Below are 22,068 nucleotides of genomic sequence, written 5' to 3' on the forward strand. Positions count from 1 at the left end.
CGCCCGCGACCGCACACAGCGGCGCGGCCCGCGCAACCGTGAACAGTTCAGGCATAGGCTCTCCATGACCACGAATCCCGCACTCCTCGACTTCCAGATCGTTCCGAATGCCTCGCCCATGCCGGAAGCCGAGCGGCTGAAGGCCTTCGAAAACCTGGGCTTCGGAACGCTGTTCACCGACCATATGGCGGTGGTGCACTGGCATGTCGACAAGGGCTGGCACAGCCCGGAGGTTTCCGCCCGCAAGCCGTTCCAGGTCGATCCGGCCGCAAGCGTGCTGCATTATGCTCAGGAAATCTTCGAAGGCATGAAGGCCTACAAGGGGGCCGACGGCCGCATCACGCTGTTCCGTCCGGAAGAGAATGCCCGCCGCTTCAACAAGTCGGCCGAGCGCATGGCGATGCCGGAAGTGCCGGAAGAGCTTTTCCTGAAAGCCGTCGAGGAACTGGTCAAGATCGACGCCAAGTGGGTTCCGGAAGGCGAAGGCAGCCTTTATCTGCGTCCCTTCATGTTCGCCAGCGAGGCCTTCCTCGGCGTTCGTCCCTCGCGCGAATACGTGTTCTGCGTCATCGCCTCGCCTGTCGGTCCCTATTTCAAGGGCGGCAGCAAGCCGGTCACGCTTTGGGTCAGCGAGCACTACACGCGCGCGGCCCCTGGCGGCACGGGTGCCGCCAAGTGCGGCGGCAATTATGCGGCCAGCCTTCTCGCCCAGAAGGAAGCGTCGAGCCGCGGCTGCGACCAGGTCGTTTTCCTAGATGCCGCCGAGCACAAGTGGATCGAAGAACTCGGCGGCATGAACGTCTTCTTCGTCATGGATGACAACACGGTCGTCACACCGCCGCTTTCGGGCACGATCCTGCCGGGCATCACCCGCAACTCGATCATCAAGCTTGCCAATGACAACGGGTTGAAGGTCATCGAGCGCCCGTACTCGTTCGATGAATGGATGGCGGATGCCCGCAGCGGCAGACTGCGCGAGGCCTTTGCCTGCGGCACGGCTGCCGTCGTTGCCGCCATCGGCACGGTGCGCCATCCGGGGGGCGAATTCGTCATCGGCAATGCCGGCACCGGCATCGAAACCGAAAAGCTGCGCAACCAGCTGACCGGCATCCAGCGCGGTTCCGTCCCCGATACCCATGGCTGGGTGAAGGAAGTGACGCGCGTCTGACGGCCTGCCGCAGAGCAGCATTGTGAACCCCGCCATGGCAGCATGGCGGGGTTCCTCGTCTCGGCAACTGTTTCAGAAAATGGAACGGTTCTCGCCGAACAATGAATTTTTCAAACTGGCTTTGCTGCGGCATCAGGGCAATACGCAGTCGCTTCGGGATTTGAGATGCAGGACAACAGCAAAAGGTCAGAGGTGGTCCTGCCACAGCGGGTGGCGATGGCGACCATGCACGGCAAGGAGCAGTCCCTGAGGCCGGCCTTTGCCGCTCTGGGCCTGGAGCTTGTCCTGCCTGTTGGGCTCGATACCGACCAATTCGGCACCTTCACCCGCGATCGCCCAAGGGCCGGCACGATGCTGGACGCAGCGAGGGCGAAAGCGGAGGCCGCGATGGAGGCGACCGGGCTTCCTGCCGCTCTTGCCAGTGAAGGGTCCTACGGTCCTCACCCGACCGTTCCCTTCATCGCCGCCGGGCGGGAAATGCTGCTTTTCGTCGATCGCGAACAGGGATTTGAGATCGTCGAGATTGTTATCGACGAGGAACCCGTCTTCGCTCACTGCCAGGTATCATCGACGACGGAGGTTGCCGAATTTCTCGAGCGCATCGGCTTTCCGGCACAAGGGGTGATCGTCGCGCCTGCCGGACGGCTGAACGAGCCGGTGGCGAAGGGCATCCGTGCCCAGAGCGATCTGGAAGCCGCGATCTCGGTGGCGGTAGAGCGCTCGGCGGAGCGTAAGGCGCATATCGAAACGGACATGCGCGCCTTCATGAACCCGCGTCGCATGGAGGTGATCGGCAGGCTTGGCGGGCAGCTCGCCGCACGCCTTTCCACCCCTTGTCCGCATTGCAGACATCCCGGCTGGGGACAGGTTCGAACCGAGCGAGGCCTGCCCTGCAGCCTGTGCGGCAGCCCGACCTCCCTGCCACGATTTGATGTCTATGCATGCGTTTCCTGCGATGGGGAAGAAAAGCGGGAGCGAGCCCCGGGCAACCAAGCGGATCCGGCCTATTGCCCGCTGTGCAATCCCTGAAATACGGGTCCTCAGCTGTACAGCGGCGACGGAATGTGTGGCTGAATCCGGCGGTAGGCGGCTGCGCTTCGCCAGTTGCAGATCCGTGCGCCAATCGTCTCGCCGTGTCGCCAAATGACCTCGCCATGCACCACGCCGAAGATCTCGCAAGACAGCACAAAGGCATCCCGGTCGGCAAGCGCCAAGCCGTCTGAAAGCTGAAGTCTCAAGCCATGACTGCTAAAGTCCGCAATCCGTCCCCGGAATTGGCATCCGAAGCTGAGCACCAAAGCCCTTATGTGGCAAGGGATGCGTATGCCGGTTCGCCGCTCCATGAGATCTCCGTCATCAAGGGTTCGAGCAGAGCATCAAACCGAGACACGGGAAACACGAAGTTGCGGAAACCCTTTCATTCGGGTCAACACAATCAGTAAAATTTTACAGATCAAGATTGCAGAGAAGCCTGTAGAGCAGATGACGCTGCCAACATGCCAAACTCAAAAGCATTCGTGTGGAAAATGGTACGGTTGGGGGGTCTCGAACCTCCGACCTCAGGTGCCACAAACCTGCGCTCTAACCAACTGAGCTACAACCGCACATGACCGCGTCGTTGACGCCGTCGAGGGGTCACATACGAGCAGACGGATTTTTTTTCAAGCCCTTTTCTGCGAGCTTATGAAATGGTTTGTCATAGAAAGGGCCGGGCACGAGGCCCAGCCCTTCATCCTTGGGAGGATCTTGTCTCAAGCCTGAAGGATCAGGCGACCTTGAGCGAGGACATGACCTTCTCGGCAGCTTCCTTGCCCGGCTTGGTCACGGTTTCGGCAACCTTCTTGGCGGTTTCCTGGATCGCCTTGGCCTGTTCGATTGTCACTTCAGCCTGCTTGCGGATGAAGGCGGTCTGCAGCTCGACGAACTCAGCCATGGACTTCACGCCGAGAAGCGCTTCCATGTGGGAGAGCGAGAGATCGGCATTGGTGCGCATGGCGTCGATGGCCTTGAGGCCGAGTTCAACGGTGCCGGCCTGGGCGGTCTGGACGGTGGCTTCCACGGTCTTCGTGGCTTCTTCCGTGGCAGACTTCATCTTGGCATAGGCTTCCTTGGACTGGGCTGCGCCCTTTTCGGCGAAGTCACGGAAGCTTTCCTGCATCTTCGAGGGATCGAAGGAGGAGAAAGAGAAGATATCCTTGGTGTTCATGACGCATTTCCTCTTGTCGGGGGACCTCGGTGATCCCGTTGTTTCATTCATGAACCCTATATAGCATCACTCATTGTGCATTGCAATATGATTGTGCGCTGCACAATTAGATTTTCTGCATGTTGATAATCCTGCCGGATTAACCTTACCGACCGAAAGGCCCCCGACTTTCTGGACCCGAAGGCACTGCCTAGCTATTAAAAATCTGTTAATTTACTCGCAGGCCATGAAGCGACAGGTCCGAAGATGCCCGCTCAATACCCATTCATCGACGTCGCCGTGCACGACCTCATCCGACCGCGCCTTGCGCGGGGTGAGGCGCTCGTACTGTTTGCGCCGGCGTTGGCACGGGTTCTGTGGTGCAATGGCGCCGGCGCGCGTTTCTTCGGTTCGACATCGATCTATGACTTTCTGGAAGAAGGTCCGAACCGCTCAGACATCACCTTTCGGCAGATCGAGAGTGTTGCCCGTCAACTCGCCTCGATGGGAGACAGCCGCAGCCTGATGCTGCGCGTCACATCGGGCTTCCAGAAGCTCGCGGTGACGGCAACGGCGGAATTGGTCGAGATCAAGAAGGGCGAGCCGGTGATCCTGCTCGCCATCCCTGCCCTGAAGCGGGACTCGGGTGACAGTCGCCAGCTGGCACTCGAACTGATGAGTGGCTTTGATGACCCTGATACGCATATGGCCGTTCTCGATGGCGACGGTGGACTAGTTGCGCATTCCGAGGGCTTCGCCAGCCTTGGAATGACGGCACAGACGGCGCGCATGCTCATCAATCTGGTGGAGGCGGATGCAGATCGGCTGGTCAAGCGGCCAATCCCGACAGGCCGAGGCTATCTGCCCGCCGCCATCGGCAAGATCGCCGATATGCCGGCCTTGCATCTCTTGTTTGCGGTCGAGACAATCCTCGGCCAGATGGATCCGAGCGACGATTTCTCGAAGTCAGAGGTGATCGAGACAGTCGAGACCGAGCAGAGCCCCGCTGATGACACGCCGGGCGACGAACCAGAGATGGATGTCGAGCTGTCTGCCGATCCGGGAGCCGATGCTGAGACCGAGACCGTCGAGGTTCAATCGCAAGAAACAGGGTCAGCCCCTGCCGAGAGCGACGAGCTGGTTTCACCGGATATCTCCGCCCCTGCCGCCCCTTTCGAGAGCGTGATTGCGGCGATCGGTGATATTGAAGAGATAGAGCCCGAAACCGATGCGCTTGATGAGCGGGACGACACCAGCGCGGTTGACGAGCCCGCGGCGGAAGCTGTGGAGACTGTTTTCGATGAGACAGAGACAGCTGCCGACATCGCTGCGGACACGCCGGCTGAAGAGCCATCACATGCGATAGAGACGGTTGATCGGCCGCTGCTTGCGGCTTCCCTGAACGTCAACACTGAACCGACCTCCGCTGCAACTGCTGCAGCGAACGGGGGCCCAGACGGTGACAGCTTTACCTTCCGCCAGGATCGGCGTGCTACGCGCTTCGTCTGGAAGATTGATGCGGAGGGGCGCTTCAACGAAGTATCTTCAGAGTTTGCCCAGGCCGTCGGGCCACGCGCGGCAGACATTCAGGGGGTCGCCTTTTCCGATCTCGCGGCGCTCTTCAATCTCGATCCGGAAGGCAAGATCGTCGAACTTCTGAAGAAGCGCGATACCTGGTCTGGCAAGACAATCTATTGGCCGGTCGAGGGCACCAGTCTGGTCGTGCCCGTCGATCTCGCAGCGCTGCCGACCTATACCCGCAACCGCGAATTCGACGGCTTCCGCGGTTTCGGGATCGTGCGTGTGGCCGACGCACAGGAGGACCCGGACGCCATCGGGATGACTTTCGTGCGGGCAGAGCCTGCGGCCGAAACCGTTCTGGACGACACGATGCCAGTCGATGGGGACCGGGCCGGGGAACTGGATGAGTTCCTGACTGAGCTCAGCGAAGGCGAAAGCCATCCGCCAGAGGACTTCATTGAGGACCAGATCGCCGAGACCGGTGAGGACACGCTCGACGCTCTTATCGATGGAGAGGACGAGCAAACCGACATCATGGTCGACGAGCCCGAGGCGTCGCAGGACGAGCCGGCCGCCAGACCGGTCAGCTATGAGCCGCCGGTGCTCCGGATCATGGAGCCGCGAAAGCCGAATCTGCCGGACAAGGTCGTCCAGCTGCAGGATCATCGCGCGCGGCAACGCGACAGTCTCACACCGGGTGAACAGGCAGCCTTTCAGGAAATCGCGCGTAAGCTCGATCCGCTGAGCCTGCGCGCCAAGGTCGAACAGTCACTGGCACCGTCCGAACCTCCGGCTCTTCGGTCGGAACAGACAGCTGACAGCCAAAAGGCGTCCGAACCCTCGACAGGTTTGACAGGGTCGGCCGAACCCGAATCGCCCGTTGCTACACCTGCAACAGAGGCAAATCATCGGGAACCGCAGAGCGAGCGCTCCCCGGTCAAACGCGAGCGCAGCCTGACAGCAGATATCGTCGATTTGATGCCCGTCGCGCTGCTGGTGCATGTCGGCGACCGGCTGATCCATGCCAACCCGGAATTCTTCAGCCTGACGGGCTACAAATCCTTGACCGAACTGGACGAAGCCGGTGGCCTGGATACGCTCATACAGCGGCGTGATCTGCAGGAACCGGGTGATGAGGCCGGCCAGATGATGGCACTTTGTGCAGACGACCGACTGGTGCCAGTGACCGCGCGGCTTCAATCGGTGCGCTTCGATGACACCAGTGCTCTGATGCTCGCGCTCATCGCCCAGCCGGAGCAAGCGGCGACCCCGGACGTGCCCGCCACCCAGAACGTCGTTGCGCCGGCATTGGTTGCACCCATGGCAACCCCAGCTCAGGCCGGTGAGCTCTCCCGCCTGAAGGTGGAAGTCGATGAGCTGCGCTCGATTCTTGAGACGGCGACCGACGGTGTGGTGATCCTTGATTCCGACGGAGATATCCGTTCGATGAACAGGGCGGCCAGTGCGCTGTTCAACTTCGACGATATGGAGACTCGCGGCAAACCCTTCGTCATGCTGTTTGCCCATGAGAGCCAGAAGTCGATCCTCGACTATCTCAACGGGCTCTCGGGTCATGGCGTGGCCAGTGTCTTGAATGATGGCCGCGAGGTGATCGGCCGCGAAGCATCCGGCGGTTTCCTGCCACTGTTCATGACCATCGGCAGACTGAACTCCTCAAACGGCTACTGCGCCGTGATCCGCGACATCACCCAGTGGAAGCGGACGGAAGAGGAGCTGCGTAACGCCAAGCGAGCCGCTGAAACCGCCAATGCCCACAAGACGGACTTTCTCGCCCGCGTCAGCCATGAGATCCGCACGCCGCTCAATGCGATCATCGGTTTTGCCGACATGATGGCAAACGAGCATTTCGGTCCCGTCGGTCATCCGCGCTACGGCGAATATGCCCATGACATCGTGCGGTCCGGCCGGCACGTGCTCGACATCGTCAACGACCTCCTCGACATCTCCAAGATCGAGGCCGGCGAAATGGAGCTCGACTTCTCCTCCGTGGGCTTGAACGAGATGGTCCAGGCTGCGGTCTCGATCGTGCAGCCGCAGGCGAACGGGCAGCGGGTCATCATCCGCACGGCCCTGTCGCAGGCGGTGCCGAATGTCGTTGCCGATGGTCGCTCAATCAAGCAGATCGTGCTCAATATTCTCGCCAACGCCATCCGCTTCACACCGTCCGGCGGGCAGATCATCGTCTCGACCGCCTATGAGGCCAACGGCAGCGTGGTGCTTCGGATCCGCGATACCGGGATCGGCATGTCGCGCAGCGAACTCGAACAGGCGATGAAGCCTTTCCGCCAGGTCTCGACCGGCACGCCGCGCAATCGCGGCGACGGCACCGGCCTTGGCCTGCCGCTGACCAAGGCGATGGTGGATGCCAACCGGGCGCAGTTTGCGATCTCATCGACGCCCAACGAGGGTACGCTGGTCGAGGTCACCTTTCCGTCGCCCAGGGTGTTGGCCGACTGAGGTCTCGCAGCAACAACGACGAAGCGGAGAACGGCATGACAACATTCGGTGTTCTCCTTAGCATTGCAGTGGCCATCGCGATCGGCGCGATGAGCCCGGGGCCGAGCTTCGTGCTGGTGTCGCGCATTTCCATAGCCAATACGCGGCTGCACGGCCTTTCGGCAGCGGTCGGGATGGGGCTTGGCGGAGCCCTATTCGCCGTTCTGGCTTTGGCCGGTCTCGTTGCCCTGCTCGAACGGGTGGAATGGCGCTATCTGGTTCTTAAAATTGCCGGCGGGCTTTACCTCATTCATCTCGGCCTGATGATCTGGCGCGGCGCCCGCGAGCCGATTTCGGTGAGCTTGCCGGATGGCAGGAGCATGCTGTCTGCTCCGCGTGCCCTGGTTCTCGGCTTCGTGATGCAAGTGAGCAATCCGAAGACGGCCGTGGTTTATGCCAGCATCTTTGCCGCCCTGATGCCACAGAACCCGCCGCTTGCGGTCATGCTTGCGCTGCCTCCAGTGATCTTTCTCATCGAGGCCGGTTGGTATTCCGTCGTGGCGATCGCCTTTTCGGCGTCTCGGTCGCAGAAGGCCTATCTGGGGGCGAAAGTCTGGGTCGACCGGCTGGCCGGAGCCGTCATCGGGGCGCTTGGCGTAAGGTTGATCGGCGAAAGCCTGGCGCAGTTACGCCGCTAAGCGGAGCCGCGACAGTCGCGCCGGTTTTCATTGCCGCCGCTTTCGGTTAGAGGAAAGCCATTCCCGCTTTCGCAAGGGCCGACCGCTTGTCCACATTGCCGCGCACGGGCACTGCCCAATCTGTCCAAGCCAAGGGCACCCATGCCCCCCGACGTATGGGATCCGCCACGTTTGCAGCCCTTGTTGCAGGCGCGATCGTCTTCATGCCGATTGCCGCGATCTTCGTGATCGGTTTCTCGGCTGAGCCCGAAAACTGGCAGCATTTGGTCACCAATGTGCTTCCACGCGCTGGCGTGCGGACTGTTTGGCTGCTGTTTTTTACCGGTCTGGCGACCGCCATCATCGGGATTGGCACGGCCTGGCTGGTTGCGGCTTGCGACTTTCCGCTCCGCCGGTTCCTGTCACCGGCGCTGGTGCTGCCGCTGGCCATCCCGTCTTATCTAGCGGCTTATGCCTTTGGGGAGTTTCTCGATTTTACAGGCCCCGTGCAAACGGCCTACCGAGCATTGTTCGGGTTCACCACAGCGCGGGATTACGACTTTTTCGATGTAAAGTCGCTCGCCGGCGCTGTTTTGGTCATGTCAGCGGTGCTCTATCCTTATGTGTACCTTGCCTGCCGCTCGATGTTCCTGATGCAGGGGCGCGCAGCAGCCGATGTGGCCCGAACACTGGGCTCAAGCCCATTCAGGGTCTTTGCCCGCATACAGGTTCCAATGGCACGCCCGGCCATCATGATCGGCCTGACCCTGGTCATGATGGAAACGCTGAACGATATCGGCGCCGTCGAATACCTCGGCGTTCAGACTTTGACCTTCTCGGTCTACGACACCTGGCTCAATCGCGGCAGCCTGGCCGGAGCAGCCCAGATCGCCTGCGTCATGCTGGTGATCGTGGCGGGTCTCCTGATCGTCGAACGGATGGCGCGTCGGCAGCAGCGTTTCACCAGCCATAAGACCACAGCGATAGTCCCCGACGCCATTCGCCTCCAGCTCAAGGGGCTGAAAGCCTGGCTCGCGACGACCTTCTGCCTCGTGCCGATCCTTGTCGGTTTTGTGGTTCCCGTCTTCGTGCTCGGAGGTTTTGCTCTGCGTCGCATGGAAGACTTCCTGGAGCCACGTCTGCTCGATGCACTTTGGAATTCGACGGTCGTGTCATCGGCCGCCGCGCTGATCACCGTCTTTCTTGCCTTTGTCCTTTCCTATGCCGCCCGGGCAGATCGTTCTCGGCTTGCCAAAGGCGCCGGACGGCTGGCTTCTCTCGGTTACGGCATTCCCGGCACGGTCCTGGGGATCGGCGTGCTGATCCCGCTCGCCAGCTTTGACAATGCTCTGGATGGCTGGCTCCGCGCCAATCTCGGTGTTTCGACAGGTTTGCTCTTGTCCGGCACCGGCTTTGCCATCGTTTATGCCTATACGGTCCGTTTTCTCACCATGGCGGAAGGCACCGTTGATGCCGGCTTCCAGAAGCTCTCGCCGCATCTGGATATGGCGGCACGAACGCTTGGACGCTCCGGCCTTCAGACACTGCGGCAGGTCTTGCTGCCCAATCTGAAGCCTGCGGTCCTGACAGCCGCATTGCTGGTGTTCATCGAAACGCTGAAAGAGCTTTCCGCAACGATTTTGCTGCGCCCGTTCAACTTCAACACGCTTGCGACACTGGTTTATGAAGATGCCTCGCGCGGCATGGCGCAGGATGCTTCCGTCGCGGCGATCATCATCATTGCGGCGGGTCTGATCCCGGTGATCCTCGTGTCGCGATCACTCGACGAAAAACGCTGAAGATAACATCCGAACAAAAAAATGGGCGGCCGAAGCCGCCCTTAGTTCAATGCTGTCGAACCGGAGTCATGAGGCGACCGTCGCTTGTTGCAGGCCCTATTCTGAAGGCTCACCACGGCTGATCGCACATCTCCAAGTTGGGCATAGTCTTGCCGAATGCCAGTTAAGAGAACCTTACCGCAAGTCGCCCCCAGCTACCCAACATTTGAGGTATTGTCCGGAAAACGCAGCCTTTCGGGACACTTTTTCGTCAGGAGCGGAGCTCGGCCAAGTCAGCATAGAGGGAAAGCGCCTCCGGATTTGCCAAGGCCTCCTTGTTCTTGACCGGCCTGCCATGGACCACCTCGCGAACTGCAAGCTCGACAATCTTTCCGGACTTGGTCCGGGGAATGTCGGTGACCTGGATGATCTTGGCAGGCACATGGCGCGGTGATGCGCCGGTGCGGATCTTGGTCTTTATCTTCTTGTCGAGATCATCCGTCAGGGACACATCCGGCGCAAGGCGCACGAAGAGGATGACACGGACATCATCTTCCCAGTCCTGTCCGATGCACAAAGCCTCGACCACTTCATCCAGTTGTTCGACCTGGTTGTAGATCTCGGCCGTACCGATCCGTACACCGCCGGGGTTCAAGGTCGCATCGGACCGTCCGTGGATGATGATGCCGTCATGCTCTGTCCATTCGGCGAAATCACCATGGCACCAGGTATTGTCGAAACGATCGAAATAGGCGGCTCGATATTTGGATCCGTCGGGATCGTTCCAGAACATGACGGGCATGGAAGGGAATGCCTTGGCACACACAAGTTCACCCTTCTCGCCCCGCACAGGTTTGCCGTCATCGTCCCACACATCGACGGCCAACCCCAGGCCCGGCCCCTGGATTTCGCCACGCCAGACCGGCTTCAGCGGATTGCCGAGCACGAAGCACGAGACAATGTCGGTGCCGCCGGAGATGGATGCCAACTGGATGTCGTCCTTGATCCCCTCATAGACGAAGGAGAAGCCTTCAGGAGACAGCGGCGAGCCGGTCGACGTCATCAGCCGCAGGCTTGAAAGATCATGGGACGTCTTCGGCACCAGACCGCCCTTACGGACGGCATCGATGTATTTGGCTGATGTGCCGAAAATCGCGAATTTTTCAGCGCTGGCATAATCGAAAAGGATATTGCCATCGGGATAGAAGGGCGAGCCGTCGTAAAGGCACAGTGTCGCGCCGCAGGCGAGACCCGATACGAGCCAGTTCCACATCATCCATCCGCAAGTGGTGAAGTAGAAAAGCCGCTCGCCCGGCTCCAGCCCGCAATGGAAACGGTGCTCCTTGAGATGCTGCAACAATGTGCCGCCGGCAGAATGCACGATGCATTTGGGGACACCTGTCGTACCAGAAGAGAAGAGAATGTAGATCGGGTGGGAAAAGGGCAGGCGTCGATACTCGATCTCTTTCACAGAGAACGCAGCGATGAACTGATCGAAGCTTTTGCCATCCGGCAGGCGCTCAAGCAGGGCGGGGGTGTCGCCCGCATAGGGGACGATGAGCACAGGCACATTAAGCTTGCCGGCGACAGCGACGATCTTGTCGGCCACGTCCTGGCGCTTGCCGTTGTACCAATAGCCGTCACAAGCGATGAAAAGCTTTGGCTCGATCTGGCCGAAGCGGTCGAGCACGCCCTGATTGCCGAAGTCGGGCGAGCAGGACGACCAGATCGCCCCGAGCGAGGTGACGGCCAGCATGAGCGCGACAGTCTCCGGCATATTCGGCATCATCGCTGCAACGCGATCACCTTCACCGATGCCCATGGCCGAAAGCGCCTGCTGCAGGCGCGAGACAGTTGCCGTCAGACGCGACCAGGACCATCGGGCAGAAACCTTGTTTTCGCCTCTGAAGATCAGCGCGTCGCCTTCCCTCGCATGGGCGAGAAGGTTTTCGGCGAAGTTCAGCCGGGCTTCGGGGAAGAAGCGTGCTTCCAGCATTCGGTCGCCACTCGAAAGCGCCACGTCGCCCTTGTCTCCGAGGACAGCGCAGTAGTCCCACAGGTGAGACCAGAAAGAGGCACGATCGTCGATGGACCAGCGATAGAACTCATCATAATCGGCAAAGCGCCTGCCAACCCGTTCGGCACACCAAGCCATAAAATGCGTCAGCGGCTGCTTCGCCATGAAGGCTTCACTGGGCGTCCAAAGGGCTTGCTGTGCAGTCATGCTGATCCTCCTCTTAAGCATGATCAGTCTATAGCATGCCGCATTGCAATAAACAGGCGATAACGCCTTGGAATATGGTCGGAGATTTGCACAAAAGTCCGATTTCCTATATCCGCCCTGAAGTTCAAAAAACCTCAGGATCAATCAACGGGCATGCACAAAACAGGAGCCGGCGACCATTCTCCACGCTCTTCTTCCCGTTGGCCGCGCGGTCGCGCTGGTGGAATGATAAAGCTCGTCCTGCTGGTCGTCGCTTTGGCCATTGTCGTTTCAATCGCTTTGCGCGTTGTTGCGCCCTATCTTGTCTCAAGCTCAGTGGTTCGATCGGCCATTGCCTCGTCGATCACTGCCTGGGTCGGCCATGAGGTTTCGATCGATGATGTCGCGGATGTCCGTTTCTGGCCACAACCCGAGATCACACTGACCGGCATCAAGGTGACCCGCCTCGCATCCGGTCGGGCGGAACAGGTGGGAGAGATCGATCGTCTGTCAGCCCGGTTTGGCTTGATCTCCGCCCTGGCGGGGCGCCCAGACTTTAGCTCGTTTCGCCTCGAACGGCCTCGGCTTCTGGTCTGGCGTGACGCTGAGGGCGGGTTGGACTGGAGTGATCAAGGCCTGCTGAGTGACGCGGTTCGCGCGGCCGTCGCCGAGACCAACGGTATTCCAGGAGAGCACTCCACCCACGCGGAAATCGGATCGGTCGAAATCGTTGATGGCGAGGTCAACCTCACCGATGTTGCAAGCGGTGCGACCGTCATGGTCAGCCAAATCAACGCTGTGATCGACTGGCGAGATCTGACCGCTCCGCTCACGGGACGAGCAAACTTTCGCGTCACGGACAAACCGATTTCCCTCACTCTGCAGACGCCCACACCGCTGGCACTGATCGGCGGGGCCGCAAGCACGGTGGATCTGTCTGCGACCCTGGCCGGCATGAGTCTGGAGGTCCAGGGAATAGCCAACCTGCGAGACGTCAGTCTGCAGGAGACGGAGGTCAAGCTCCGCGTTGCGGATGTGTCTCAGACCAGTGCAGCGCTTGGCTTCAGGCTCGCCGGTACCGAACGCTGGAGAACCGCTTCGCTGGACACGAAGGTGACGCGCACCGATGACGAATGGCGCTTCGAAAGCCTTGAGTTTGAGATCAACGGCAGTCGCGGCGATGGCATTGTCACCTTGCGCAACAGAAGCGGCAGTCGGCCGTTGCTGGGCAGCACGCTGGCCATCGACCATCTGCAACTGGACGATCTGTTGCAGGCATTATCCATCAACATGGGGGATCGGGCTGATGTGCGGTTGCCCAGCCTGACGCAGTGGATGGATATTGATCTGCGCCTTTCGGCGACAACTGCCAGCTTTCGCGATTTCCCTCTGACCGACCTCGGGGCAAGTCTTGTCGGTCGGGGTGACACGCTCAACCTCGTGATCGGCGATACACGGTTCCTTGGTGGGACGATCTCCGCACAACTGACCGGCGCAGGTCACGGGTTCGACAAGGGAGCCGATGTATCCGTCTCCATGGAACGGGTTGATCTCGGACAGCTGACGTCAAAGCTCGTGCTCGAAGGTGGTCCGACGCTGGCGGGCGTGGGTTCCGCCAACTTCAGTGCCAAACTGGTGGGAACCGGATGGCAGCGCAATATCGAAGCGATGTCTGGACGGCTGACAATCACATCCGATGACGGCGAAATCCTCAATTTCAGTGCGGCGGGTCTTCGACGGCTTGCCGCCGACCGCGCTTATTTCCAGCTCAGTGCGGCAGGCGACGAGAGCTTCGACTACCGCACGCTGGACATTGCGGTGCGCTTCTCTGAGGGATCGGCCGAGGTGGAAAAGGCGGAGATCGTTGGCACCAACCAGACGCTCAAGCTCACCGGCATCATTCCCTACAGTCGCCGAGCGCTGGCCCTGACAGGGCAACTTTCTGGCAACACCGCCGGCTCCGAGGGGCAGGCCCCGCTCAGCTTCTTCATCGGGGGGGCCTGGAATGACCCTGTGATCTCCCCTGTCCCGTCCGTCACACCATCAGACGAATAATCCGCACAGTTCGAGCCGTTCCTGCTGTTCCATTCGAAAACCCAAATACTAGAATGGGCGAATCAAGCATGGGAGTCGGCGGGTGCAAACAGTGCTGTCGGGTGTTCTGAAACTGGCTCTGGCATCGCTGCTGGCGGGAAGCCTGCTGTCTGTTTTCGGCATCACCCCGCGGTCGGTCCTGGAATTCCTGGGGCTGACCGCCGAGGAACTGCGTGATGGTATGGTCGCGGCTTTCGCCTGGGCCGCCCCTCGCATGCTGATCGGGGCGGTGGTGATACTGCCGATCTGGCTTGTGACCTATCTGCTGATGCCGCCCCGCAATTGATACGTCAGATTATGGTCTCAGGTCGCGGTTCCGCGTGCTGCAACATGCTCGTCTCGCTGGCGCTGCAGTTCGCGCTGCTTCGTGCCGATCGAGGCGATGATGACGCCGATTGTCACGATGCCGATCAGGATGGTGCAGATGGCGTTGATTTCGGGTGTAACCCCTAACCGAACCTGCGAATAGATCTTGATCGGCAGCGTCGTCGCGCCCGGTCCGGTGGTGAAGCTCGCGATGACGAGATCGTCCAACGACAGTGTGAAAGCGAGCATCCATCCGGAAATCACTGCCGGCAGGATCAGCGGCAAGGTGACCTTGAAGAAGGTCCGAACAGGCGGGCAACCGAGATCCTGGGCCGCCTCTTCGAGGCTCGTGTCGAAGATGAGCAGCCGCGACTGAACGACGATTGCCACATAGCACATGGTGAAAGTCGTATGCGCGATCACCACGGTCATGAGACCGCGATCAACGCCGATCGCGACAAAGAGCAGTAGCAGCGACAGGCCCGTGATCACCTCCGGCATGACCAGCGGCGCATAGACCATGCCGGAGAACAACAGGCGCCCTCGGAACCGCGTAAAGCGAACGAGGGTGAGAGCCGCCAGCGTTCCAAGGATGGTCCCCAGGGTGGCACTCAGGAGGCCGACCTGAAGGGTCACCCAGGCGGCACTCATCAGACCGTCATTGTTCCACATCTCGCCATACCATTTCAGCGAGAAGCCACCCCAGACCGTCACCAGCTTCAACTCGTTGAACGAGTAGATCACCAGGATCAGGATCGGGATGTAGAGGAAGGCGAAGCTGAGCGTGAGGATGGTCGCGTCGAGTTTTCCAGGTTTCATCGGTCCGCCCTCATACCTTCTGCTGCTGATTCTGGAAGATCGCGATGGGCACGACCAGAATGAGCAAGAGCAGGACGGCAACGGCAGATGCCAGCGGCCAGTCGCGATTGCCGAAGAACTCGGTCCAGAGCGTCTTACCGATCATCAGCGTATCGGCGCCGCCGAGCAGGTCGGGGATGACGAATTCGCCGGTGATCGGAATGAAGCAGATCATCGAGCCGGCAATGACGCCGGGGATCGAGAGGGGGAAGGTGATCTTCCAGAAGGCCTTCCAGGGCGGGCAACCGAGATCGCTTGCGGCTTCGAGCAGCGTGCCGTCCATCTTTTCGAGTGCCGCATAGAGCGGCAGGACCATGAAGGGCAGATAGGAATAGACGATGCCGATGAAGACCGCGATCTCGGTGCGGAAGATCTGAACCTGACTGCCCTCGTCCATCAGGCCGACGGATTGCAGCAGAACGGTCAGCAGGCCTTCGGGCTTCAAGATACCGATCCAGGCATAGACGCGGATCAGGAACGAGGTCCAGAAGGGCAGGATCACCAGCATGACCAGCGTCGGGCGGATGGTGACCGAGGCGCGCGCCATGGCCAGCGCCATCGGATAGCCGATCAGCAGCAGAAGAAAGGTCGAAATCAGCGCAATCCGCACCGACGACAGGTAGGCGTTGACGTAAAGCGGGTCCTCGGTGAGAAAAATGTAGTTCTCGAAGTCGAGTTGGCTGATGAAGTCACCGATTGCCGAGAAGCCTTCCAGCACCGGCGTGTAGGGCGGCATGGCGATCGCCGTATCGGACAGCGAAATTTTCAGAATGATCAGGAACGGCGTCAGGAAGAAGAGCGCCATCCATAGATAGGGAATGATCACGACCAGCCATTTGGCTGATCCGGGCTTTGAGGGAGCGACGGTGTCGGCCATGCTCGCCTCCTCAGCGTGTCAGTACGAGGCCGGCATCGGCCGACCAAGACAACCAGACCATGTCGCCGAAGGTGATCGGGCGATCGACAAGGCGGGCAACATTGGCCTGGGCGGCGCGAAACATGCGTCCATCGTCCAGACGGACGATGAAGACCGAGAAGTCGCCGAGATAGCCGATGTCCCAGACCTCGCCATGAAGTGCGTTTGCAGAATTGCCTTCCGGCTGGGTGGTCGAGATGCGCACCTTTTCGGGCCGGATGGCAAAGGCAACGCTGTCGCCCTTGTTTGCCTCGCAGGCCTGTTCGACCGTGATCTTCACACCGTCGCTGTCGATGCGGACGAGGTCACCTGCACCATTGATTTCCTTGGCCTCGACCTTGGCTTCGAGGATGTTGATGTCACCGATGAAGTCGGCGACGTAACGCGAGTTCGGCGCCTCGTAGATTTCGGCCGGCGTTGCCACCTGAACGAGGATGCCCTTGTCCATGACGGCGATGCGGTCAGACACGGTCATGGCCTCTTCCTGGTCATGGGTGACGATCAGGAAGGTCAGGCCAAGCTTGGTCTGGATGTCCATAAGTTCGAACTGCGTCTCTTCGCGCAGCTTGCGATCCAGCGCGCCAAGCGGTTCGTCGAGCAGCAGGACCTTCGGACGCTTGGCCAGCGAACGGGCGAGCGCCACGCGCTGGCGCTGGCCACCGGAAAGCTGATTGGGCTTACGCTTGGCGAACTGTTCGAGCTTGACCAGCTTCAGCATTTCCTGGACGCGGGCATCGATCTCCGCCTTCGGCAGATTGTCCTGCTCCAGACCGAAGGCGATGTTCTTCTCCACCGTCATATGCGGGAAGAGCGCGTAGGACTGGAACATCATATTGGTCGGACGCTTGTAGGGCGGCACGCCCGACAAGTCCTGCCCCTGCAGCAGGATGCGGCCCGAGGTCGGCTGTTCGAAGCCGGCCAGCATGCGCATCAGCGTGGTCTTGCCGCAGCCCGAAGGTCCAAGCAGGGAGAAGAACTCGCGCTCGTAGATGTCGAGGCTCAGATTGTCGACCGCGACGAAATCGCCGAAGCGCTTCGTGACGTTTTCGAAGCGGATGAAGGGAACGGCATCCGGATCGGTCCAAGGAGAGAATTTACGCTTAACAGGCCCCAGTGTCTTCGCCATTACCAACCCAGCCGTTTTTCTTGTTGCCCCTGTCCATAAGAAATTCGCCGGGCGTTTGTGGCGCCCGGCGAATGATCCTTTTCATCAGCTACCGGTCTTGATCTGTGTCCAGACCCGGTTCAGCACGCGTTGTTCTCTCGGGCCGTAAGGCGAGATGGTGAAGAGTTTCGCCATGACGTCTTCCGGCGGATAGACGGCCGGGTTGTCCTTTACGGCCGGGTCCAGCAGTTCCTTCGAGGCCAGGTTGCCGTTGGCATACTGGACATAGTTGGAGGCCTTGGCGATCACGTCGGGACGCATCAGGAAGTTGATGAATTCGTGGGCTTCGGCAACGTTCTTGGCATCCGCGGGGATCGCCATGTTGTCGAACCACATGTAGGTGCCTTCCTTCGGGATCACATAGTTGATCTCGACACCATTCTTGGCCTCTTCGGCACGCGCCTTGGCCTGCAGGATATCGCCCGACCAGCCGATGGTCATGCAGATGTCGCCATTGGCAAGATCATCGATATAGGCCGAGGAATTGAAGGTCCGGACAGACGGGCGGATCTTCTGGAAGACTTCACCGCCGGCTTCGAGATCGGCGGTTTCCTTGCTGTCCGGATTCTTGCCGATGTAGTTCATGGCGATCGCGAAGGTTTCGTCCGAGGCATCAAGGATGTTGATGCCGCAGGCCTTCAGCTTTTCGGCGTTCTCCGGCTTGAAGATCGCATCCCAGCTATCGACCTTGAAATCGGCGCCGAGCACTTCCTTGACCTTGCCAACATTGTAGCCGATGCCGGTCGTGCCCCACATGTAATTGACGGCGTATTCGTTACCGGGATCATATTTGGCCAGCCGTTCCGATACCATCGGCCAGAGGTTCGGCAGATTGGTCAGCTTTGACTTATCGAGCTTCTGGAAAACACCGGCCTGGATCTGACGGGCCAGGAACGGTGCCGTCGGCACGACCACGTCATAACCGGAACCGCCGGCAAGCAGCTTGGTTTCCAGCAGTTCATTGGAATCGAAAACGTCATAGACGACCTTGATGCCCGTCTCCTTGGTGAAATCCTCAAGGACCGACTCGTCGATATAGTCCGACCAGTTGTAGACGTTGACGACGCGTTCCTGCGCCTGGACAGCCGATGCGATGAAGATCGTCGCCAGGCCTACCGACGCCATACGGATGAATTGAGTCTTCATTTTTTCTCCTGTTCCAGCCCTGGAGGCACAGGCCTCCGATGCCATTCCCTTTGTTTTTTTAAGAGACTAGAAAGGAATTGGACGGGCGACAAGCGAAAATCTTCGCAGTCGCGAATGCGTTATCGGCTATCATCCCATCACTGAAAATCGAAGGCGGAAAGTCCGGTGACCATCTCGTCGAGCCCGAGCGGACGGGTCAGCGGCGGCTCGGCACGGGCAAGACAGCCTGATCGCTCGCAGAGTCGGCAGGCCGGCCCGACGGCAATCGCAGGCACAGACCGATCCGGCAGAGCGGCGGAATAGGCGACCTCATCGCGGCTTGCCGCATCGCAGCCGATCAACAGCGCGGTCCGCCGGATCCGTTCGCCGAAACTCGCCTGCGGCCCCTCCAGGGTCCTGGACATGGTCAGGAAGGCCGCACCATCCGGCATCTCCACCTGCTCGACCAGAACCTGGCCCGGCTGGGCGAAGGCGGCATGCACATTCAGCTTGGGACAGCCGCCGCCGAAACGCGCCTGGGGAAAGCCGCTCGCTCCAGCCCGACGGAAACGATTGCCGGCATTGTCGATCTCCATCATGAAAAAGGGAACGCCGGTGGCACCCGGTCGCTGCAACATGGTGAGCCGGTTGGCCGCCTGCTCGAAGGAGACGTTGAAGCGGGCGCGCAGTACGTCGATGTCATAGCGGGCGCGAATGGCTGCCGACAGGAACGCGCCATAGGGCATCATCAGCGCGTGGGCGGCATAGCGGGCCAATTCGAAACGGGCGATGCGACGCGCCTCGCCGGACGACAGCTCGAGCGCCTCCAACTCCGCCTGCACATGCTCCCCGAGCGCCAGCAGCACGACCTCCATCGCCACCTCACGCAGCTGATCGAAGGGCGACAGCCGTTCGGAAAGAAAAAGGCGCATGGAGTGGCGGTCATAGCGCCTGCGCAGCGAGGGCATCGTCTGAACCGGCAAAGCGCGCACCACGATGCCATGGGTCGAGCGCAGCCAGGCTTTGAGGGCGACGGCGAGATCGTCACCCGGCGCAAGGCTCAAACCGGCATGGAAGACCTCGGCTGCCTCGTCGAGCCGGGCAAAATAGTTCGGTCGGCGCTCGAAGACTTCGCGCACTTCGTCGATCGGCAGGCGCGCACCCGAGAGCGATGTTTCATGTCCCTCACGGGCGAGAAGGTCAGCGAGATCGGAAAGCCGCGCGGCCTGCTCACGATAGGCTCTGTAGAGCTTGACGATGCCGCTTGCCGCATTCGGAGCCGCTTCCGCCACCTCGATCAGCTCCTGATCGCCGGGAAGCTCACCCGACAGCAGCGGATCGGCAAAAACCTCGCGGAGCTGGCTGGTCGAGCCGCCCGCCTCGCCCTGCAGTTCATCGAGATCGACCTTGTAGACGGAGGCCAGCTTAAGCAGCAGCTGCACCGTCAACGGGCGCTGATTGCGCTCGATCAGATTGAGATAGGACGGCGAAATCTCGAGCGCCTCGGCCATGGCGGTTTGGGTCAGACCCAGGCCGTTGCGAATACGACGGACGCGAGGGCCGGCGAAAATCTTGCGCTCTGCCATTTTACAGCTCCTTTACAAGATTGGCCATCTTCGGCGCCACAACGATCTTGACTAGATTTACAATTTTACATGGGCCGTCTGTCAAAGACAATACAGCCTAACCTCTTTCATCTCGTTGTTTTATCGAATTTTCTAGGCGCATTTCGCAGTGCGGTGTAAATCTAGTCACATCAGAAGCGGTACAGAGGACCGGAGACTTCCGGCATGATCCGCCTCTAGCAGTGAACAGGGAGACCCGACATGACTGAATTTTACAATCTCGTTCCGAATGCACCCAAGGGCCGCTATGACGGCATTGATCGTCCCTACACTGCAGCAGACGTCAAGCGCCTGCGCGGCTCGGTCGAGATCAAGTATACGCTTGCCGAGATGGGCGCCAATCGTCTTTGGAAGCTGATCAACGAGGAGCCCTTCGTCAATGCGCTCGGCGCCCTCTCCGGCAACCAAGCCATGCAGATGGTTCGTGCTGGCCTCAAGGCAATCTATCTTTCCGGCTGGCAGGTCGCTGCCGATGCCAACACGGCATCTGCCATGTATCCGGACCAGTCGCTCTATCCGGCGAATGCGGCACCGGAGCTTGCCAAGCGCATCAACCGGACGCTGCAGCGCGCAGATCAGATCGAGACCCAGGAAGGCAAGGGCCTTTCGGTCGACACATGGTTCGCACCGATCGTTGCCGATGCAGAAGCCGGTTTCGGCGGACCGTTGAACGCCTTTGAAATCATGAAGGCCTTCATCGAAGCCGGCGCTGCGGGCGTTCACTTCGAGGACCAGCTCGCATCCGAAAAGAAGTGCGGCCATCTCGGCGGCAAGGTTCTCATCCCAACAGCGGCCCATATCCGCAACCTGACGGCTGCGCGTCTGGCGGCCGACATCATGGGTGTGCCGACGCTGATCGTCGCTCGTACCGATGCGGAAGCCGCAAAGCTGCTGACCTCCGACATCGACGAGCGCGACCAGCCCTTCGTTGACTACGATGCCGGCCGCACGGCGGAAGGCTTCTATCAGGTGAAGAACGGCATCGAGCCCTGCATCGCCCGTGCGATCGCCTACGCACCCTATTGCGACATGATCTGGATGGAGACCGGCAAGCCGGATCTGGAACAGGCCCGCAAGTTCGCCGAAGCCGTGCACAAGGTCTATCCGGGCAAGAAGCTCGCCTATAACTGCTCGCCTTCCTTTAACTGGAAGAAGCATCTGGATGACGCGACGATCGCGAAGTTCCAGCGCGAACTGGGTGCCATGGGCTACAAGTTCCAGTTCATCACGCTCGCCGGCTTCCACCAGCTGAACTACGGCATGTTCGAACTGGCGCGCGGCTACAAGGATCGCCAGATGGCGGCCTATTCGGAACTGCAGGAGGCGGAATTCGCGGCTGAGGTCAACGGCTACACCGCGACCAAGCACCAGCGCGAAGTCGGCACCGGTTACTTCGACGCCGTCTCGCTTGCCATCACCGCCGGCCAGTCCTCGACGACCGCGATGAAGGAATCGACCGAAACCGAGCAGTTCAAGCCGGCTGCTGAGTGACCGGGGCGATAGCCCCTCACCCTACCCTCTCCCCGCAAGCGGGGAGAGGGAGCCCTGAGACCGACGCCTGCGTAGTGCGTCTTCTCCCCGCTTGCGGGGAGAAGGTGGCGGCAGCCGGATGAGGGGCCGAGCTTCACGAGATCAACAGTTCAAGAACCCCCAACACCAAGAGGAGAAATGCCATGACACCCCAGACCCGAGTCAAGGAACGTGCCGAAGAACAGTCCTCGGCCATGAACGCCGATCAGCAGGCCATGATCCGCATGCTGGCCAACGACCTGCATCGTCTCAACCATTCGATCATGAAGGCCGTCGATGCCGGCGTTTCGGTCGAACTCGTTCGCTCCGCTCGCCATCATGGTGGTGACGGCAACTGGGGTGATCTCTTGATCCCCGTCATCGTGACCCAGGGCAACCATCAGGCCGCCTGAGTCCCGACACATCCCCCGTCCGGCACCTGACCTCCGGATCGGTAGCCGCACGATGATCGCCTCTGGGG

The 22,068-nt window shown here is 60.3% G+C and carries 17 protein-coding genes and 1 tRNA gene; 9 read left to right on the forward strand and 9 right to left on the reverse strand.

The window, feature by feature from the left end; all coding sequences use genetic code 11:
• The first annotated feature begins 64 nt into the window (after window positions 1–64).
• Together AC1PUL_RS14385 and AC1PUL_RS14390 are read left to right on the forward strand one after the other, a co-directional pair.
• Complete coding sequence (locus AC1PUL_RS14385; protein ID WP_480464838.1) at window positions 65–1,168, forward strand: branched-chain amino acid aminotransferase; 1,104 nt, start codon at window positions 65–67, stop codon at window positions 1,166–1,168.
• A 165-nt stretch (window positions 1,169–1,333) separates the two neighbouring features.
• Window positions 1,334–2,197 (forward strand): DUF6671 family protein, encoded by an 864-nt coding sequence (locus tag AC1PUL_RS14390; protein WP_480464839.1) that lies wholly within the window; start codon window positions 1,334–1,336, stop codon window positions 2,195–2,197.
• 11 nt (window positions 2,198–2,208) lie between these two features.
• On the opposite strand, the gene AC1PUL_RS14395 is transcribed toward AC1PUL_RS14390, so the two are convergent.
• From AC1PUL_RS14395 to AC1PUL_RS14405, 3 genes are all read right to left on the reverse strand, one after another.
• The gene (locus tag AC1PUL_RS14395) at window positions 2,209–2,511 is read right to left on the reverse strand and encodes a PilZ domain-containing protein (protein ID WP_480464840.1); all 303 of its coding nucleotides are present in this window, start codon (window positions 2,509–2,511) and stop codon (window positions 2,209–2,211) included.
• Window positions 2,512–2,695: 184 nt separating this feature from the next.
• Window positions 2,696–2,772, reverse strand: a tRNA-His gene (locus tag AC1PUL_RS14400).
• 161 nt (window positions 2,773–2,933) lie between these two features.
• Window positions 2,934–3,374, reverse strand: a complete 441-nt coding sequence (locus tag AC1PUL_RS14405) for a phasin (RefSeq protein ID WP_480464841.1) — start codon at window positions 3,372–3,374, stop codon at window positions 2,934–2,936.
• A 246-nt stretch (window positions 3,375–3,620) separates the two neighbouring features.
• Between AC1PUL_RS14405 and AC1PUL_RS14410 the strand changes: the two genes are divergently transcribed.
• The 3 genes from AC1PUL_RS14410 (at window position 3,621) to AC1PUL_RS14420 (ending at window position 9,807) form a co-directional block, all read left to right on the forward strand.
• Entirely contained in the window at window positions 3,621–7,352 is a 3,732-nt protein-coding gene (locus tag AC1PUL_RS14410) for an ATP-binding protein (protein ID WP_480464842.1), read from the forward strand.
• A gap of 35 nt (window positions 7,353–7,387) precedes the next feature.
• Entirely contained in the window at window positions 7,388–8,029 is a 642-nt protein-coding gene (locus tag AC1PUL_RS14415) for a LysE family translocator (protein WP_480464843.1), read from the forward strand.
• Window positions 8,030–8,184: 155 nt separating this feature from the next.
• A complete protein-coding gene (locus tag AC1PUL_RS14420) occupies window positions 8,185–9,807 on the forward strand; it encodes an ABC transporter permease (protein ID WP_480468586.1) in 1,623 nt (540 codons plus the stop codon).
• A 250-nt stretch (window positions 9,808–10,057) separates the two neighbouring features.
• Here AC1PUL_RS14420 and AC1PUL_RS14425 read toward each other — a convergent pair whose 3' ends face one another.
• Window positions 10,058–12,010, reverse strand: coding sequence for an acetoacetate--CoA ligase (locus AC1PUL_RS14425; protein ID WP_480464844.1), 1,953 nt, complete (start codon window positions 12,008–12,010; stop codon window positions 10,058–10,060).
• Between the two features lie 225 nt (window positions 12,011–12,235).
• Between AC1PUL_RS14425 and AC1PUL_RS14430 the strand changes: the two genes are divergently transcribed.
• Entirely contained in the window at window positions 12,236–14,044 is a 1,809-nt protein-coding gene (locus tag AC1PUL_RS14430) for an AsmA family protein (RefSeq protein WP_480464845.1), read from the forward strand.
• A gap of 82 nt (window positions 14,045–14,126) precedes the next feature.
• Window positions 14,127–14,369 carry a DUF6460 domain-containing protein gene (locus AC1PUL_RS14435; protein WP_480464846.1) on the forward strand — a complete coding sequence of 81 codons (243 nt, stop codon included), beginning with the start codon at window positions 14,127–14,129 and terminating at the stop codon, window positions 14,367–14,369.
• A gap of 17 nt (window positions 14,370–14,386) precedes the next feature.
• On the opposite strand, the gene AC1PUL_RS14440 is transcribed toward AC1PUL_RS14435, so the two are convergent.
• The 5 genes from AC1PUL_RS14440 to AC1PUL_RS14460 form a co-directional block, all read right to left on the reverse strand.
• Window positions 14,387–15,208 carry an ABC transporter permease gene (locus tag AC1PUL_RS14440; protein WP_480464847.1) on the reverse strand — a complete coding sequence of 274 codons (822 nt, stop codon included), beginning with the start codon at window positions 15,206–15,208 and terminating at the stop codon, window positions 14,387–14,389.
• A 10-nt stretch (window positions 15,209–15,218) separates the two neighbouring features.
• Window positions 15,219–16,124 carry an ABC transporter permease subunit gene (locus AC1PUL_RS14445; protein ID WP_480464848.1) on the reverse strand — a complete coding sequence of 302 codons (906 nt, stop codon included), beginning with the start codon at window positions 16,122–16,124 and terminating at the stop codon, window positions 15,219–15,221.
• A 10-nt stretch (window positions 16,125–16,134) separates the two neighbouring features.
• Window positions 16,135–17,289, reverse strand: a complete 1,155-nt coding sequence (locus AC1PUL_RS14450) for an ABC transporter ATP-binding protein (protein ID WP_480464849.1) — start codon at window positions 17,287–17,289, stop codon at window positions 16,135–16,137.
• 84 nt (window positions 17,290–17,373) lie between these two features.
• The gene (locus tag AC1PUL_RS14455) at window positions 17,374–18,453 is read right to left on the reverse strand and encodes a polyamine ABC transporter substrate-binding protein (protein ID WP_480468587.1); all 1,080 of its coding nucleotides are present in this window, start codon (window positions 18,451–18,453) and stop codon (window positions 17,374–17,376) included.
• A gap of 158 nt (window positions 18,454–18,611) precedes the next feature.
• On the reverse strand, window positions 18,612–20,039 hold the full coding sequence (locus AC1PUL_RS14460) for a helix-turn-helix domain-containing protein (protein WP_480464850.1): 1,428 nt from the start codon (window positions 20,037–20,039) through the stop codon (window positions 18,612–18,614).
• A 240-nt stretch (window positions 20,040–20,279) separates the two neighbouring features.
• Between AC1PUL_RS14460 and aceA the strand changes: the two genes are divergently transcribed.
• Both aceA and AC1PUL_RS14470 read left to right on the forward strand, forming a co-directional pair.
• Complete coding sequence (gene aceA / locus AC1PUL_RS14465) at window positions 20,280–21,569, forward strand: isocitrate lyase (RefSeq protein ID WP_480464851.1); 1,290 nt, start codon at window positions 20,280–20,282, stop codon at window positions 21,567–21,569.
• 182 nt (window positions 21,570–21,751) lie between these two features.
• Window positions 21,752–22,000, forward strand: coding sequence for an SMc00767 family acetate metabolism repressor (locus AC1PUL_RS14470; protein WP_480464852.1), 249 nt, complete (start codon window positions 21,752–21,754; stop codon window positions 21,998–22,000).
• The last annotated feature ends 68 nt before the right edge of the window (window positions 22,001–22,068 follow it).

It is taken from the genome of Rhizobium sp. P43 (assembly GCF_056730705.1).